This is a genomic window from Acidobacteriota bacterium (assembly GCA_018268895.1).
Taxonomy (GTDB): Bacteria; Acidobacteriota; Terriglobia; order Terriglobales; family Acidobacteriaceae; genus Edaphobacter.
Window position 1 is genome coordinate 1,015,008 of record JAFDVP010000001.1, and the last position, 16,815, is coordinate 1,031,822.

At 58.0% G+C, this 16,815-nt stretch carries 16 protein-coding genes and 1 riboswitch; of the genes, 10 read left to right on the forward strand and 6 right to left on the reverse strand.

The genetic code is table 11. The features are described from left to right. Nucleotides 1-273: 273 nt before the first annotated feature. Nucleotides 274-1,341, reverse strand: coding sequence for a deoxyhypusine synthase (locus JSS95_04370; protein MBS1799042.1), 1,068 nt, complete (start codon nucleotides 1,339-1,341; stop codon nucleotides 274-276). A 127-nt stretch (nucleotides 1,342-1,468) separates the two neighbouring features. Between JSS95_04370 and pncB the strand changes: the two genes are divergently transcribed. Continuing rightward, nucleotides 1,469-2,773: a nicotinate phosphoribosyltransferase gene (gene pncB, locus JSS95_04375; GenBank protein ID MBS1799043.1), complete on the forward strand. Its 1,305-nt coding sequence runs from the start codon at nucleotides 1,469-1,471 to the stop codon at nucleotides 2,771-2,773. A gap of 38 nt (nucleotides 2,774-2,811) precedes the next feature. Beyond that, on the forward strand, nucleotides 2,812-3,753 hold the full coding sequence (locus tag JSS95_04380) for a nuclease (GenBank protein MBS1799044.1): 942 nt from the start codon (nucleotides 2,812-2,814) through the stop codon (nucleotides 3,751-3,753). Between the two features lie 3 nt (nucleotides 3,754-3,756). Here JSS95_04380 and JSS95_04385 read toward each other — a convergent pair whose 3' ends face one another. Next, nucleotides 3,757-4,191 carry a DUF2062 domain-containing protein gene (locus JSS95_04385; protein ID MBS1799045.1) on the reverse strand — a complete coding sequence of 145 codons (435 nt, stop codon included), beginning with the start codon at nucleotides 4,189-4,191 and terminating at the stop codon, nucleotides 3,757-3,759. 160 nt (nucleotides 4,192-4,351) lie between these two features. Between JSS95_04385 and JSS95_04390 the strand changes: the two genes are divergently transcribed. Continuing rightward, nucleotides 4,352-5,122, forward strand: a complete 771-nt coding sequence (locus JSS95_04390; protein MBS1799046.1) for a 1-acyl-sn-glycerol-3-phosphate acyltransferase — start codon at nucleotides 4,352-4,354, stop codon at nucleotides 5,120-5,122. Between the two features lies 1 nt (nucleotide 5,123). Here the strand turns inward: JSS95_04390 and udk are convergent, their stop codons facing one another. Then, nucleotides 5,124-5,771, reverse strand: a complete 648-nt coding sequence (gene udk / locus JSS95_04395) for a uridine kinase (GenBank protein MBS1799047.1) — start codon at nucleotides 5,769-5,771, stop codon at nucleotides 5,124-5,126. A 111-nt stretch (nucleotides 5,772-5,882) separates the two neighbouring features. Beyond that, nucleotides 5,883-6,728: a purine-nucleoside phosphorylase gene (locus JSS95_04400; protein ID MBS1799048.1), complete on the reverse strand. Its 846-nt coding sequence runs from the start codon at nucleotides 6,726-6,728 to the stop codon at nucleotides 5,883-5,885. A 281-nt stretch (nucleotides 6,729-7,009) separates the two neighbouring features. Between JSS95_04400 and JSS95_04405 the strand changes: the two genes are divergently transcribed. Continuing rightward, nucleotides 7,010-8,050 (forward strand): hypothetical protein, encoded by a 1,041-nt coding sequence (locus JSS95_04405; protein MBS1799049.1) that lies wholly within the window; start codon nucleotides 7,010-7,012, stop codon nucleotides 8,048-8,050. A 116-nt stretch (nucleotides 8,051-8,166) separates the two neighbouring features. Here JSS95_04405 and JSS95_04410 read toward each other — a convergent pair whose 3' ends face one another. After that, nucleotides 8,167-8,676 carry a hypothetical protein gene (locus JSS95_04410; GenBank protein MBS1799050.1) on the reverse strand — a complete coding sequence of 170 codons (510 nt, stop codon included), beginning with the start codon at nucleotides 8,674-8,676 and terminating at the stop codon, nucleotides 8,167-8,169. 222 nt (nucleotides 8,677-8,898) lie between these two features. Here JSS95_04410 and JSS95_04415 point away from each other — a divergent pair, with 222 nt between their 5' ends. From JSS95_04415 to JSS95_04440, 6 genes are all read left to right on the forward strand, one after another. After that, the gene (locus tag JSS95_04415) at nucleotides 8,899-9,873 is read left to right on the forward strand and encodes a glycosyltransferase family 2 protein (GenBank protein MBS1799051.1); all 975 of its coding nucleotides are present in this window, start codon (nucleotides 8,899-8,901) and stop codon (nucleotides 9,871-9,873) included. 131 nt (nucleotides 9,874-10,004) lie between these two features. Continuing rightward, the gene (locus tag JSS95_04420; protein ID MBS1799052.1) at nucleotides 10,005-10,340 is read left to right on the forward strand and encodes a YegP family protein; all 336 of its coding nucleotides are present in this window, start codon (nucleotides 10,005-10,007) and stop codon (nucleotides 10,338-10,340) included. Nucleotides 10,341-10,485: 145 nt separating this feature from the next. After that, the gene (locus tag JSS95_04425; protein ID MBS1799053.1) at nucleotides 10,486-11,460 is read left to right on the forward strand and encodes a quinone oxidoreductase; all 975 of its coding nucleotides are present in this window, start codon (nucleotides 10,486-10,488) and stop codon (nucleotides 11,458-11,460) included. A gap of 21 nt (nucleotides 11,461-11,481) precedes the next feature. Beyond that, nucleotides 11,482-11,832, forward strand: a complete 351-nt coding sequence (locus tag JSS95_04430; protein MBS1799054.1) for a hypothetical protein — start codon at nucleotides 11,482-11,484, stop codon at nucleotides 11,830-11,832. An 89-nt stretch (nucleotides 11,833-11,921) separates the two neighbouring features. Further along, a riboswitch (cobalamin riboswitch) is annotated at nucleotides 11,922-12,170 on the forward strand. A gap of 37 nt (nucleotides 12,171-12,207) precedes the next feature. Continuing rightward, nucleotides 12,208-14,676, forward strand: a complete 2,469-nt coding sequence (locus JSS95_04435; protein MBS1799055.1) for a TonB-dependent receptor — start codon at nucleotides 12,208-12,210, stop codon at nucleotides 14,674-14,676. Between the two features lie 57 nt (nucleotides 14,677-14,733). After that, nucleotides 14,734-15,669, forward strand: coding sequence for a hypothetical protein (locus tag JSS95_04440; protein ID MBS1799056.1), 936 nt, complete (start codon nucleotides 14,734-14,736; stop codon nucleotides 15,667-15,669). Here the strand turns inward: JSS95_04440 and JSS95_04445 are convergent. Next, entirely contained in the window at nucleotides 15,666-16,772 is a 1,107-nt protein-coding gene (locus JSS95_04445) for a Gfo/Idh/MocA family oxidoreductase (GenBank protein MBS1799057.1), read from the reverse strand. The genes JSS95_04440 and JSS95_04445 overlap by 4 nt on opposite strands. Nucleotides 16,773-16,815 lie beyond the last annotated feature (43 nt).

Sequence of the window (16,815 nt, forward strand, 5' to 3'; positions counted from 1 at the left end):
CTATTGCTTAATTGTAGACCGCAAGTAACCGAACGTTTGGGAGAGTCAAGCTCAACAGTAATACTTGAATCTAAGATGCTGATTTAAAGGAGCTAACAGCTCTTGCGTCTGCAATGGCAAGAATTGCAGAAACTGTTCGGTTTCGGAATACCACCTAAGGGTGTTGCCATTGAAGTCAATAGTCTTCAGCAGAATCCGAGCAATTATCTGCCACCAAAATAAGGAGAGGCTGTCTGAAAACAGCCTCTCCCGGTAACTGGCGTTTGTCCCGGTCTATGCGGTTACTGCCACCTGATCCAGTATGGCTGCCCACTTCTTGCCCTTGCGATTTGCCTGGGCGTTTTTGTGGAAGGCGTAGCCTGCGACCAGCGGGAGTGCCATGGTGGCTTCGGAGTAGACCATCTGCTCGTAGGTGGTGTCGACCTTGCCCCAGCTTGAGGCCTCCTTCAGTGTCGAGCCAGACAGTGCGCCGTCACGGGCGTCGGCCACCGTGATCTGGATGGCATACTTGTGCATCGAGGCATCGACGCCGAGGATGTCTGCGGCCACGACGATGTCCTGCGCGAAGTTCTTCGGCACGCCGCCGCCAATCATCAGCAGCCCGGTGGTGGGATTGGCGATCTTCAACTGGGTGAGCTCGTAGAAGTCCTTTGCCGAGTCGATCGAGACCGAGAGCTTGCCCTGACGAGCGTGCTGGTGGGCGACGAGGCCGAAGCCGGCTGAACAGTCCGAGAAGGCTGGGCAGAAGATTGGCACGTTCTTCTCGTACGCGGCCAGAACGATGGAATCGCGTCCGCCTGCCTGGGGAGTCTTGCCGTTCTTCGCGAGGTAGGCGCCCATCTCGCGGATGAACTCGCGCGAGCTGTAGGGGCGCGGATCGAGCGAGTTGGTGATCTGGTGCGTCGTCTCGTCGCAGAGGCGCAGCTCTTCCTCGTCGATGAACGTGTCGTAGATGCGGTCGATCATCAGCTCGCGAAGCGTGTTGTCCTCGTGGCCGTACTTATACTCGTCGCCGGCGATGTAGTGGTTGAAGCCGAGCGCCTCGAAGAAATCCTGGTCGACGATGTTGGCGCCGGTCGAGACGATGGCATCGACCATGTTGTTGCGCACGAGGTCGACGATGACCTTCTGTAGTCCGGCCGAGATCAGCGAACCAGCGAGGCACAGGATGACGCCGCAGTCGGTGTCGCGGAGCATCATTTCGTAGATGGAAGCGGCGCGAGCGGTATCGCGCGAACTGAAGGCCATCGACTGCATGGCATCGACGAGTGCCACAACGTTATGCTGCTTGATGTCGATGTGCTGGATGGGCTGGGCGAGGAGTTCTTTTTTCGTAGGCATAGCCTATATAGGATATCAAGCAAAATCCCATGATTGACGCGGGTTTGCATGAATATTTGCGTCCTTCACAGCTTGTGGTGCTGCGATGGATTTGCCTCAAAAACGGTGACCGGCGAGACTGTATGCCATGAACGTCAACCTGGCCGAGCGGGCGCATAACCACAACTGGAAGCTCGATCCAATCGTGCGATCGCTGCTCGACACGGACTTCTACAAGCTGCTGATGTTGCAGTTCATCTGGAAGAACTTTCCCGATGTCCATGTCACCTCTGAGACCAGCAACCGCACCACTTCGGTGCGCCTGGCTGAACATATTCCAACCACAGCACTGGTCGAGCAGATGGAGCACGTCCGCCAGCTTCGCTTCCGGCGAAGCGAGATGATCTGGCTGGCCGGCAATACCTTTTACGGTACGCGCAGCATCTTCGAGCCGGACTTTCTGGAGTGGCTGGAGAATGGTTTCCGCCTCTCCGATTACGAGATCTTCGAGCACGGCGGGCAAATTGGCCTGCGCTTCTCCGGCCTGTGGACAGAGGTCACGATGTGGGAGGTTTACGGTCTGGCGCTGATGAGCGAGATGAAGACCCGTTCTGCACTAAGCAAGCTCAGCGAACTGGAACTTGACATCCTGTACGCTCGCGCCAAGACCCGTCTCTGGGACAAGATCGAAAAGCTTCAGCATGTCCCGGATCTCAGCATCTCGGAGTTCGGCACGCGCCGCCGTCACAGCTTTCTGTGGCAGGAATACGCCGTGATGGTAATGCGGGCGGGACTGGGCAAAGCTCTTTCCGGTACCTCAAACACGTACCTTGCCTACAAGCACGACCTTGAAGCTATGGGAACCAATGCGCATGAGCTTCCCATGGCGCTGGCTGCACTCTCAAAAGACGACGCAGAACTGCACGCCTCGCAGTACCGCGTGCTGGAGCTGTGGCAGAAGAGCTATGGCGGCGAGCTGCTTATTATGTTGCCCGACACTTTCGGCACGACCCAGTTTCTGCAGGGAGCGCCGGACTGGGTGGCTGACTGGACCGGCCAACGCACCGACTCAAAAGACCCATTCGTCGCGGGAGACGAGTACATTGCATGGTTGATGAGCCGTGGTCGCGATGCACAACGCAAACGCCTTATCGCCTCCGATGGGCTTGATGTCAACGACATCATCGAGCTTCACCGATACTTCGACGGCAGGATTCGTTTTAGTGCGGGGTGGGGAACGCTGTTGACGAATGATTTCCGCGGCTGCCATCCTCGCGGCGAGAGCGATCTCGATCCCATTAGTCTCGTCTGCAAGCTGATGACGGTGAATGGCCGGCCCGCGGTGAAGTTGAGCGACAACGCGCACAAGGCCACCGGGCCTGAGCAGGAGATTGAGCGCTACCGCCGTGTCTTCGGAAGCGTCGCCGTGGAAGGTGCGGAGGTTGTGGTTTAGTGATGCGCTTGAAATCGTGCGCAGCTATACTCGGCCTTATGCAGAAATTCGGACGCGTGATTCGTTTTGTGGTGGCCTCCGCCATGGTGCCTTTGTTCGTTGTGCAACCCTCGTTCCCGTGGGGAGCTGATGGGCACAGAATGATCAACCGTCTGGCCGCAGCGAATCTGCCGAAGGACGTTCCCGCGTTTCTGCGTAACGGCAATGCTCTCGACATGATGGAGTACATGGGGCCGGAGCCGGACCGCTGGCGCAACAAGGCTGTTCCAGAGCTGGGCGACGAGCAGGCACCGGAACACTTCATGGACATGGAGTATCTTGATCTCGTTGGTGGAACACTGCCGAAGAAGCGGTACGACTTTATTCGTGCCCTTGCAAAGGCACAGGCGGCGCACCCTGAGATGCAGTTGCAGCCTGAGGTTGTAGGACTGCTGCCGTACATCACAGAAGAAGTGTGGCAGCGGCTACGCAACAGCATGCACGAGTACCGTCGTCTACTGGCGGCAGGTGAGGACACCAAACCCGTCGAGACCGCTATCCTGTTTTACGCGTCATGGCTGGGCCACTATGTCGCCGATGGATCGCAGCCGTTGCATACGACGACGAAGTACAACGGGTGGACCGGCGACAATCCCAATGGCTACACCACAGACCACAAGATTCACTCGCAGTTTGAATCGCTCTTCGTGACAGCGAATATCAAACCTTCGGACATTGCGCCGATGGTTGCTGCGGCACAGCCGAAGGTGTTGAACGACGAGTGGGCAGACTTTCTGAGCTATCTACACGATACGTCGACTCAGGTGGAGAAGGTCTATCAGCTTGAGAAGGCGGGCGGCTTCATCGGAGCCGGATCGCCGGAGGCGAAGGCGTTCACCGAAGAGCGGCTTGCGGCAGGGGCCATTGAGTTGCGCGACATGATCTACACGGCCTGGGTTCGTAGCGGTGACCCGGTGGAGGAGTACCGCGGGCCGAAGTAATCGTCAGTGGAGGATTGGGTATTGACGCTGCTGGACTCGCGCCAGGAGCCGGCGCAGAAGTGGTGTCAGTGCAATCGCAATCAACGGTGCCACAAGAACTGACAGTACGACCCACACGACAAGTGCGTGCCACTCCCAGCGCCATATCTCTCGCACCAGGTCGATCGGATGTTTGCGCGCGGCCTCAAAAATCGCTGCCGGCGCCAGTGGAAGTGCGGCCGTGTGGAAGACGATGCTCCCCACTCGCAGGAAAGGGATAAACAGCAAAAGCTCCAGCGGGTAGACGATGTGGTTTCCTACCTGCGAGGCTGCTACGTTCAGGCGAAAGATAAATGCTACGGCGAGGCAGAGTACCGTTGTACTCCCAAGCAGCGGATTGATGCCGATAACGACGCCTGCGGCGATACTCCATGCCAGCCGCTCGGGTGTCGCACCCATGCGGAGCAGAGCAAGGATGGGCAGAACCATGCGCCGGTAGAGCCAGTTGTGATGGACGTGGGTATCCACCCTGGTATCTTCTCTGGAACTTAGATGTTTGTTGTCCACGACTGTCAGGATAGACTGCCGTCGACGACAATGTCGTTTGGGGGCCGGTCGGGTGAGTGTTCTACGGTCGTTGGTTCGGAGTGTTCATCTTGCGGGATATTTTGCAAGGTACGGAGCGGAGCTTCTGATCAAGCGGCCATCGACGCGCGAAGCTCGTGCAGAATGGCTGCACCGTTTCGCAGCAAGCGCTATCAAAGGGCTAGGCATTGAGATCGAAGCCAGCGGAGATTTTCCTGAATGCGGCGCGTTGATTTCGAATCACCTCAGCTATCTCGACATTGTGGTTCTCGCAGCGATTCATCCATGCGTCTTTGTATCCAAGGCTGAGGTCGCTTCCTATCCTATGCTGGGCTGGATGACGACGATGGCCGGGACTGTATATGTCGAACGCGGCCGTGGAGGCTCGGCGTTGAAGGCGCGGGCAGGAATGGAGGCCGCTCTCAATGCAGGATTGCCGGTGGTCTTTTTCCCGGAAGGGACGACGTCGGACGGAAGCGGCCTGCTCAGATTCCACAGCGGGCTTCTGGCGCAGGTCCTTGCTGCCGGCGCTCAGGTGACGGCGGGACATATTTGCTACAGGATGGATGCCGACAATGGAGATGCCACGGTTTCGGACGATATCTGCTATTGGAGCGATGATGCGCAGCTTGTTCCGCACATCTTCAAGTTGTTGGGGCTGCGGGGCATTCGCGCCCAGGTGAAGTTCGCAGACGCGCCCATCAGATTCTCATCCGACGCGGAGCATCGTAAACGAGCTGCGCTGGAGGCCTGGGTGGCGGTTGGCGAGTTGTCGCAGCGGGCAGCGCATGTGCACCCTGTCTGACTCAGCGCATGAGCCCGAGCTGGTGCAGGCGCTGTAGTACCTGCTCGACGGACCAGTCCAGCGCGTCAGTTCCTTCCACCGTGACAGTCGCGTGTTGTGCCGAGGGGACGACGTAGAGATCGGCCATCGGTTTTGCGGTTGCCTCGAACTGTGCTCGCACGCTCTCTTCGGTGCGGCCTCGCTCGCGCATGTCGCGGTAGATGCGGCGGTTCAGGCATATCTCGTTGGGCGCATTGACGTAGATACTGAAGTCGTACAGCGCGCGCAACTCGGGGTAATGCAGGGCGAGGATGCCTTCGACGATAAGTACGCGCGACGAGTTGATGGTCTCGGTGCGACCGGGCACACGGGTGTGCGTGGTGAAGTCGTATATGGGGCGCTCGATGGAACTGCCCTGGGCGAGGTCTTCGATATGCCTTGCGAGCAGTGCGTGCTCGAGCGAATCGGGGTGATCGAAGTTCTGGAGGGCGCGCTCGTCAGGCGGCAGGTGTCGCAGGCATCTATAGTAAAAATCAAGCGGCAGGAGCGTAGCTGCGAGTTGACCCGTCAGTTCGCGAGCGAGCGTCGTTTTGCCGGAGCCGGAGCAGCCGGCGATGCCGACGATCACCGGGCGCTCGGGGAGCGATAGCTGTATGGGTTGTTCGTGCATGGTCAGCTCTTTCGCTGTGTGGACTCTTTGATACAAACTAAACGGTTCGAGCTGCGCTCGAATGCCCACTCATGCGATAAGACTGCATGAATGGGGCACCCGGCCTGTGGTTTACGGGGCCAGTTGCGGGATCAGAGCCGTGAGCAGACCGGTAAACTGCGCTGCGATTCGCTTGCCGATCTCCATCACCTCTTCGTGGTTGATCGGTTGGTCGAGAACGCCTGCCGCCATGTTGGTGACGACGGAGAGCCCGAGGACCTCGATGCCCATGTGGCGTGCGACGATGACCTCGTGCACGGTGGACATGCCGACGAGGTCGGCGCCGAGTGTGCGGAAGGCGCGAATCTCGGCGGGTGTCTCGTAGCTTGGGCCGAGGACGGCGAGGTAGACTCCCTCGTTCAGCGTCCAACTCTGCTTTGCCGCTTCGGCGATTGCCAGCCTGCGGAGGGCAGGGGAATAGGCCTCCGACATATCGAAGAAGCGCTGGCCAGAGTTGGGCAGGACTCCAAAGCGTGGGTCATTTGGTCCGAGCGCGGCGTTGGTGCCGGTGAGATTGATGTGGTCGGAGATGGCGACGATGGCTCCCTGGCCGTATCGCGTATTGATGCCTCCCGCGGCATTGGTGACGACGAGTTGCTCGACGCCGAGTAGACCGAGTACGCGCACGGGAAAGGTGACCTGCTCCATCGAGTAGCCTTCATAGGCATGGACGCGGCCCTGCATGACAGCGACGGAAACGCCGTCGATGGTTCCCAGGACCAACCTGCCCGAGTGTCCGGCAACAGTGGACTGGGGGAAGTTCGGTATTTCAGCGTATGGGATCACTGTGGCGTCCTGTACCTGGGAGGCAAACTCGCCAAGGCCGGAGCCGAGGATGAGGGCAAGCGTCGGCTGGATGGGGAAGCGGGTGCGGATGAAGTCTGCGGCGTTCTTTGCCTGCGTATAGTTATCGTTCATTGGATTGGTGTGAACAGGAGTGTTCCCTCCCCATACTAACTGGTGGAAAACCTTCAAAACAATACTGTTATTGGACCGGTTGCGGCGTGGACTTATGGCTAAGTGGAACAGTCTCAGGCCTACATTCAGTTTAGCGATTCGGAGTGGAGGAACAGGAGGGTTTGCAAGGTTTATTTCGTTGCGTCAATCCGTAGATTTGCATGGCATTTGGAAAAGTTTTCAACGGTGCAAGATTCTAGCAGCGATTGGACAGGCTCCCTCAAGACGCTCAAAATTGCGATATGAATCGCCTTATCTTTGCCGGCCTGATCGTGCTGTCGGCATCGATGACCTTACCGGCACAGAAAGTAAAACCCGTTGCTGTTATGGATAGTGACGGCGATGGGTTGAGCGATGCCCTGGAAACTGAGTTGCTCGATCAGTTCCAACCGAGGTGGATGATAAGCAAGGATGACTGCTCGGTGATGCCGGCGCAGTTTGCGCCGACGTTTGTCGAGCCGACAGCGATTGCCGACGATGGCGCAGTTTACGGGCAGGTGTTTCCCAGGGGACAGACGCCGGGCGTGGTGGAGTTGCACTACTACCATCTCTGGCGGCGCGACTGTGGCCAGATCGGGCACCCTCTGGATGCGGAGCATGTTGCTGTGCTTCTGAAAGATGAGGGCCACGGCAAGCCGGAGTGGCGGGCGATGTACTGGTACGCGGCGGCGCACGAAGATACGGTTTGCGATGCAAGCCAGGTAACGCGGGCTGCAACAATCGACGCTGAGAAGAGAGGCCCCAGCGTGTGGGTGTCATCGGGCAAGCATGCGTCGTTCTTTAGCAAGGAGTTGTGCACCCATGGCTGTGGCGGCGACAGATGTATTGATATGGAACGAATGAAGCCGGGTGAGATTGTGAATCTTGGCGAGTTATCGCGCCCTTCCGGAGAGGCCGTGTGGGTCAGTTCGCCGCGCTGGCCATTGGCGGAGAAGATGAGGAGAAGCGATTTTACCGAGGCCAGAATCGCACAGATTGAGCGGCTACCCGATACGGACATTGCGTGGGCGAATCCAGGCAAACGCCCTGTGCAGGCTGCGATCTACGGGGGAAACTCGGCCGTTGGTGGCATCGCCACTGGTGGCAGGAGTACCGATGCTGCGTTGTCGTCGGCGAACGATAAGACGAATAGCTCCCTGGATATTGCCGAGCGCAGGACGGGAAACGCTTTGGCTAAGAGTTACAAGAACGTCAAAAAGGCATTGGGAAAAGCGGCGAAGGGAACAGGGAAGGCGTTGGGAGCTGAGACAAAGGGTACTGCTGCGGAGACGGGATCGCATTGAGCATCCGGCGCCGACAGGTCTCGGCTTCGCCCGCAGCGACACAGCTTTGTGTTGGTTGCGCTGCGGAATGACAAGCCAAAGTGGAATGATGGGTGACCAGTAGAGTATCGCTGCGATCAGCCCTTGCCACAGCCGGCGCGGTAGACGCGCGGCTTGCGCCACTCTTCATCGGTGGCGAAGATGACGCAACTGCGGCCAGTTTCGGTGTCGAGCCGCCAGGTGATGTTGCCCTGGCGATAGAGTTGATAGCGTCCGCTGCCGGCAAAGGTCATTCCGTTGGGAGGATTGGGGCTGATGGTGTCGGTTGCGGGAACCGTGCCTGCGGCCGGTTGCTGCTGAGACTGCGTGACCTGCGCAGCGTTCGCCGGAGTCGTTACCGTTGTGGGCTGTGTAGGGGCGGCAGCAGGCTGCTGGTTTGCGGCTTGTGTGTCGGCAGCGGAGGGATAGACGACCGTGTCAGCGTCAGAGGGGGTAGCCCTGGTATCGGAAGCCGCTGTGCGCGCGATACCGTTGGAGTAGACCTCGCCGGAGGTTCCTGTGCGCTTGGCGTCGTAGGTGTTGTAGCCCACATACACAAAGAGCGCGAGAACCAGCAGGAGCACGATGACGATGACGCGTTTTGTCATGCTTCCTTTCTGCACCAGAACTGGAGCACTCCGATACCTATGATGCAGTCTACCGCATCATGATAAACCCCATTAGCGCAATGGTATACATCGAAAAATTCACGTCGATGCACCGATAGATGTACGTGTCTCTCTGTAACTGTTTGACAAGCAAAGCATGAGGTGGCGAAGCCGTTACTATCTCGTTATCAGTTTGGGCGGGACAGGAGTATCATCAAAAATGTGCCGAAATACTCGATCGTCGTTCCATTCCATAACGAAGAAGACAATGTCACGACGCTTTATGACCGCCTGAAGGCGGTGATGGAGCAGGTGGGGGAGAGCTTCGAGCTGGTATTTGTGGACGACGGGTCGCGCGACCGCACCTACCGTCTGCTTGAGGAGATTGCGGCGGTTGACTCCCGCGTTCTGGTAGTCAAGCTGCGGCGTAACTTCGGCCAGACCTCTGCGCTTGCCGCAGGATTCGACCATGCCCAGGGGGAGTACATCCTGGCGATGGACGGCGACCTGCAACACTCGCCCGACGAGATACCGAACTTCCTCGCAAAACTTGAAGAGGGGTACGACGTAGTGAGCGGCTGGCGCTCGCAGCGCGGCGACAACTTCATCATGCGTCGCATTCCTTCGCGGGCGGCGAACTGGCTCATGGCGACGTTGAGCGGTGTCAACATCCACGACTTCGGGACGACCTTCAAGGCATACCGTCGCGAGGTCATCCACAATATCCCGCTCTACGGCGAGATGCACCGGTTTATCCCGGCGTTGGCGTCGTGGTATGGCGCGAGCATCTGCGAGATACCGATCTCAAACCCAAAGCGCGAGTATGGCAAGAGCCACTACGGCATCTCGCGGACGTTTCGGGTGTTCTTCGACCTGCTGACGATCCGGTTTTTGCTGAAATACATGACGCGGCCGCTACACTTCTTTGGGACAATTGGTGCCCTGAGCGTAGTTGCAGGCGCTGGCATGTCGATCTGGTTGCTGCTCCTCAAGCTGGTTACGGCACAGCATGTGATGGATCTTCACGGTCCGCTGTTCGTCGTTGCTGGTGTCTTTATTCTTGCAGGCGTACAGATGATTGGCATTGGCCTGCTTGGTGAGCTTCAGGTAAGACACTTCCACACTGCTTCGCATCGTGCGCCGTATGCCATCGACCGGATACTGCGTCTGCGCTCGGAAGAGAGCCTGCTGCAGTAACTGCGATGTAACTTCTTTGTTTTTACAAAAAACTCCATCGCAACGTGCTCTATCTCGGGTAGAGTGTTGAGCATCTTTTGGCAGAGCCCGCGTTCGTTGCGGACAAGCCGACTGACGACAGGAGAGTGCCCATGGCTTCACATTATGAGTTGAAGAATGCTGCGAACGGTCAGTTTATGTTCAATCTGAAGGCGGGCAATGGCGAGATTATTCTTACAAGCGAAACCTATAAGTCGAAAGAAAGCGCGCTGAATGGCATCGAGTCAGTGAAAAAGAACGCTGCCGACGATGCGCAGTATGAGCGCAAGCAGTCAACCTCGTCCCAGCCTTTCTTCGTGTTGAAGGCTAAGAATCACGAGGTGATCGGGCGAAGCGAGATGTATAGCTCGGATGGGGCGATGGAGAAGGGAATTGAGTCGGTCAAGAAGAATGGCCCCACAGCGACGACGAACGACATCAGCCATTGAAGTCCTGAATACTCTCCGAGAGACGCCGGCTCCCGTGATTTAGAGCGGCTAGCGTCATTGCACAGATGTGCGGGACCCAGCCAGAACTGGCCTTCGTCGCTCTATCTCAGAGACGAATAGGCATTCTTACGCATCCAAAGGTTCTATGCAGGCTATTCAGATACAGCAAACCGGCGGACCCGAGGTGATGGTGCTCCGCGAACTGCCGACACCTTCTCCTGGAGCGGGCGAAGCGTTGATTCGCCTGGAGGCGTCGGGCGTCAACTTCATCGATGTGTACCTGCGCGAGGGACGCTATCCGGCTGCGTTGCCTTACATACTTGGGCAGGAGGGGGCAGGGACAGTTGTCGCGCTGGGTGACGACACGGCGAAGAGTGAATTTAAGGTTGGCGATCGGGTGGCATGGTGCAGCGTGTCCGGGACGTATGCGCAGATGGCCGTTGCACCGGTATCGCGGTTGATTCGTGTTCCGGATGACATCAGCTCGCAGCAGGCTGCTGCTGCGATGTTGCAAGGAATGACGGCTCATTATCTGGCGCACTCCACCTACGGCATTCAGCCGGGAGATGAGGTCTTGATCCATGCCGGTGCGGGAGGAGTTGGACTGCTGCTGATTCAGATGGCGAAGTCTTTGGGTGCCCGTGTGTTCACTACGGTCTCCAACGAGGAGAAGGCTGAGCTGGCGCGCGAGGCTGGCGCCGACGAAGTGATTTTGTATACGCATGAGGACTTCGCTGCTGCGGTGAAGAAGCTGGCATCGGGGCCGGGAATGACGGCCGTGTACGACTCGGTGGGAAAGACGACGTTCGACAGGTCGCTTGAGGTGCTGCGTCCGCGCGGGATTCTGGTGTTGTATGGAGGATCGAGCGGCGCGGTGCCTCCGTTCGATCTGATACAGCTTTCGAGGAGAGGCTCGCTGTATGTGACGCGACCTACGTTGAACGACTATACGGCTACACGCGAAGAGTTGGTGGCTCGCGCGGGATCGGTGCTGCAGGATGTTGCCAGCGGCGCGCTGAAGTTGCGGATCGCGCATGTCTATCAGCTTGCGGATGCAGCGAGCGCGCATCGTGATCTGGAGGCTCGGCGGACGACAGGCAAGGTCCTGCTTATTCCGTAACATTGGCCACGAGGAGAAGCAATGAAGTCGAATGCGACAACGAATCTTTTGCTGGCAGTGATTGCCGTACTTCTGTTTGCGATGGTGATCTCACCTTTGCGCAAGCCAGAACCAGTGCTGGCGCAGACGCCGGATGTGGATTACTTTTTTGAGCCGGGGACGTTCATGGTGCGCGCTCCGGACAATAGTCAGCAGGTGTATGCCAAGGTGGTTGTCGACCTGCGGAACGGGCGGATATGGGGCTTTCCTACCCTGACGCCGCAACCTTATCCGTCGGATCCGCTCTACAACAAGGCGCAGGTCTCGCACCCGTTTCTGCTCGGACGCTTTGCGCTTGAGGACACGAAAAAGTACATTGCGGACCCTCGATGAAGTAGTGTCGGTGTTCTTATTTTTTTGACTTCGGAGTGCGCGATGACGCACACTGAAAACTCAGCCAAGTCCTGCGACGCGCCACTGTTCTGGCGAGTTGTATTACGAATTCTTTGTTTCGCCACGGAATGTTCGGGAAGCGCGGTGAGAAGCCGCCACTGCCCCGCAACTGTGATTCGCGCATGCTTTCAAGGAAAGCGTGAATGCTGCCAGGCTCTCTGCCACTGACTTGATCTTGTCGGGAAGGGAGAAAGCCGGTTGGTTGTAGCTCGCTGCGACCGCAATGGCAATATGTACCCGCGACAGTCAGGAGACCGGTTCCGTCACGCGCACATCAGCCACATTCCCGAGGGGGGAATGGAGGAGTTGCCGTTCATGCTCGCACGTCTCGGCCGTCACGCGGCCTCATTCGTCTTTCGCGCTCTTGCCGCGTCTGTCTTCACGCTTGCCGCACATGCTGTCATTATCCGCGGCGCCGTAACCGATCCTCTGGGCGCAGCGGTTCCAGGCGCGCGTGTTCAACTCATGCAGGGTAAGACGTCCGCCGGCTTTGCGATTGCCGGGCCGGATGGCTCCTTTGAGATTCGCAGCACCGGTTCGGGACGCTTCTTTCTGCTGACCTCTGCGCCAACCTTCACTCCCGGCATCGGCAAAGACTTTTACGGTGGGCGGACGGATGTAATTTCGCGCAACGTGACACTCGAAGTGGGATCGGTGACGGCGCAGATGACGGTGACTGCGACGGGCATCTCGACGCCGATTCAGCAGACCAGCTCGGCGATCAACCTGGTGCCGTTCAGCGCGCTGCAGGAGCGTGTGGGTATAGTGGACGATCTGCGCCAGTCGCCGGGAGTGGCGGCAGTGCAGTCGGGGCAGTATGGCGGGGCGACTTCGATGTTTGTGCGCGGCGGAAACTCGGACGCGAACAAGGTGATGATCGATGGCGTGACGTCGGAGAACGTCGGCGGCGTCTTCGACTATGGCATCGTCTCTTCGACCGCGCTCGATGGGATCGAGATGTACCGCGGGCCGAACAGCGTTCTATATGGGTCGGACGCGGGTGCTGCGGTTGTGAACTTCACGACTCCTCGCGGTGGTACGGCGCGGCCGGCGCTGAACTACTCAGGCGATGCGGGCAATTTTTACACCTATCGCAATGAAGCAACCGTGGCAGGAACGCATAACAGGCTGGACTATTATGGCGCGTTCTCGCGTTTCGACTCGTCGAACGCATTGGCCCTGGACAAGTTTCATGCAGCAACAAGCGCGGCGAACGTTGGCTACAACCTGACCGCGAACACGCTCGCCCGGTTTACGGTCCGCAACGGCGTCTCCGCGATAGGCACACCGGGAGCGCACGATTTTTACGGCGTGTCGGCGAGCGGCAAGCAGGGGGACCAGAATCTTTACTCTGGCGCGACGGTGGAGAACCGCCACAATCGCTGGCACAATCTCGCTCGTTATGGCATTGCGCGCAAGCGTGAACAGCAGATCCTCTTCGCGGCTCCGGGCACGTTGCTGATGGTGCCGTCGTTCTTCGGGCCATATCCCGACTACTACGGCAATACGGTTACGATTCGCGGCGCGAATGGATACTCGGCTACGGGACGTGCGTCGTTTCTTGCAGGCACGAATTTTCCAACCGGCAACGATCAATCGTCACTGCGCGACGAGCTTTATTACCAGTCGGACTACACCTTCTCTCCGCATCTGATCGGTCTCCTCGGCTTTCGCTACGAGAATGAGCGCGGTTCCTTCAACAATCCTGGTGCCTTCACTCCGTCTTCGCAGCACCAGAAGATCAAGCGCACGAACTACCAGTACACGGTGCAGTTCCAGGGAGACATCAAAAACCGGCTCTTCTACTCGTTTGGTGGAGCAATCGAGCGCAATAACCTGTACGGCACGGCGGGAACGCCACGCTTCGGGCTGGCGTGGGTTCCTGTACTTCCGGGAAGCGGACTGCTTCGTGGAACGAAGCTTCGAGCGAACGCTGCTACTGGTGTGCAGGAGCCGTCGCTGGCATCGGAATACAACTCGCTTTATAAGCAGTTGTCCGACACCGGTGACACGGCTTCGATTGCAGCCTATCACGTGCGTCCCATACAGGCACTGCGCTCGCGGACCTACGATATTGGCGTAGACCAAAACATTATCGGACAGAAGTTGATTCTGAAGGCCGGCTACTTCCACAATCAGTTCAACCGCCAGGTGGAGTACGTCGACGGTGGAACCTTGAAGAGCGTCTTCGGTATCAAGCCAAGCGATCCATTCTTCTTTGGCGCTCTTCTCAATTCGCTGGCGTTCCGCGCGCAGGGCTTTGAGGGTGAGTTGCAGTACGCGCCGAGCAATCACATCCTGCTTCGCGGCGGTTACACGTATCTCGCCTCGGTTGTGGAGCAGTCGTTCTCGACCGACGCAATCAACAACGGAACGGCGGCGCAGAATCCGAATTTTCCGGGGATTCCGATCGGATCGACATCGCCGCTGGTGGGCCAGCGTCCATTCCGGCGTCCTCCGCAGACGGGGTTCTTCTCGGCGCTGTATGAGCGGCAGAAATTTTCAGCCGCACTGAAGGGCGCTTTCGCAAGCCGCGCTGACGATTCCACCTTCTTGTCATATGCCGACGCTAATGGCGACAATACGTTGCTGTTGCCAAACCGTAATCTTGACTTCGGCTTCGCCAAGCTGGATGCCTACGGCACCTACGCGGCTACGCGGCACGTGACGGCGTTCGTCGAACTGGGAAATCTGCTAAGCCAGCAGCATATTGGGCCGGTCGGCTACCCTGGGTTGCCGTTTACCTTCCGCACAGGACTCAAGGTTCGTGTCGGCGGCGATTAATTGCGTACTACCTGTAAAGCAAAACCATCGTCTAACCTACGGAAGCGAGGGGTGACGATGGTTTATCGCTTGATGGCCGCAACAATACTGGCAGCAGCTACATTTGCGTTTGCGCAAGAGGGGCCGGTTGCGACGCAGTCGATCGTGACGGTCAATTCGAAGGCACCTCAGACGCTGACGTCGAAGAACCTGACGGTGAAGGTCAACCGGCATGACGCGCAGGTTGCAAACGTCGTGCAGATTCCTGCAAACGGTACACAGGTGGCACTGCTGATTGACGATGGTTTGCGGACTTCAGTGGGCCGGCAGCTTCCTGATCTGAAGCACTTCATCACTTCATTGCCCGCGGGAGTGGAAGTCTTTGTGGGATACATGCAGAACGGCCGCGTCGTTCCTGCACAGAACTTCACCACGGACCACGCGGCTGCGGCGGCGAACCTTCGTCTGCCGATGGGGGCTGCGGGGATGAGCGCCAGCCCTTACTTCTGTCTTTCGGATTTCGTGAAGAAATGGCCGGGAGGATCGAGTGCTGATGGTGCGATGCTGGCACCGAAGGCACGCTTCGTCATGATGCTGACAAGTGGCGTCGACCCCTATAACGGCAGCACAAGCATGATGAATCAGAACAGTCCATACGTGGAGGCTGCGATCTCCGATGCGCAACGCGCTGGTGTGCCCGTGTACTCGATCTACTACGGCGACACAGGCTTTCGCGGTGGCAATGCAAGCTTCAGCGGGCAAAGTTATCTGCTGAATGTCGCGCAATCAACCGGTGGCCAGGCTTACTACCAGGGAACTGGAAATCCAGTTTCGATTGCACCCTTCCTGAAACAATTTACCAAGGCTCTCTCTGAGAGCTATGTCGCTACCTTCGACGTATCGGGCAAGGGAAATTTGGTCGATCTCAAATTTGATACAACACTGCAGAACACGAAACTACAGACGCCGCAGATGGTGCGGCCAGGAACTCGGATCGTGGCGACAGGGAACTAGCTGAAGTCGATTCCCGCTGCGCGGTAGATCGATCGGATGTACTGCATATCCCGAAGTCCTTCTTCGCCTGGGGTGTTTGGCGTGCGGTTCTGGGCGATGCAGTCGCTGAAGTGGTCAATTTGCCTGACGAACTGCATCGGGTCGAGTTCTTGATTGGTCTCATCGATGTTGATAGCAGGCGCATCCGGCCTCTCTTTGTAAGTGGCCTTAAGATGCAGGCCCTGGTAGTTGAAGGAGCCGACCTCAAGCGTGCCCTTCGAACCAAAGACCTTGTACATGCCGGGCATGGATGCTCCATAGGTTGTTGCACAACTGGCCAGAGTGCCGGAAGGGAGGCGCATCGTCCAGACGAGGTTCTCTTCGACGCCATCAAAGCGACCATCGTGGTCGGGTGTGCTGGCAACAGCGGTGAACTGATCCGGCTCTTCGCCGGTGAGATAGCGCACTGCATTCAGTGAGTAGATGCCGACATCCATCAGCGGGCCGCCGCCACCCAGCGCGTGGGTGGAGCGCCACTCGCCTCGCGCGATGTTGAAGCCGTTGACGCTACTGATGGCCTCGACCCTTCCAAGGGTTCCGTCGCGGATCAGCTTGATCGCTTTGAGGTTGATGGGTTCGTAGTGCAGGCGGTAAGCGATCATCAGCTTGACGTTGGCCGCCTTGCATGCGGCGATCATCTCCTCAGCCTCGGGCACGGAGACACTCATCGGCTTTTCACACAAAACATGCTTGCCTGTTTTCGCCGAGCGAACCGTGTATTCGGCGTGCATGCTGTTGGGCAGGCAGACGATGACGGCGTCGATGGCTTTGTTATCGCGGATACGCTCCAGCTCTTCGTAGCTATAGATGGAGGTCTTCGGGACGCCGTATTGCGCGGCGATCCTCTCGGCCTTATCGCGATGACCGCTCACGAGTGCAACAACCTGCGATGACGAGCCCTGCGCGATTCCTCGCATGTGGTGATCGGCAATGCGGCCCAGGCCGATGACGCAGTAGCCGATCTTCTTCTGAGTGGACTGACCGTAGAACGAGAACGGTGAGAGTGCATGGGCTGCAATGCCAAGTGCTCCGAGCTTCGAAAACTCTCTTCGTGAGATCGCCATGGGTGGGCCACTCCGTTTAGGCTGGAATTCTTTTGGGGATAAG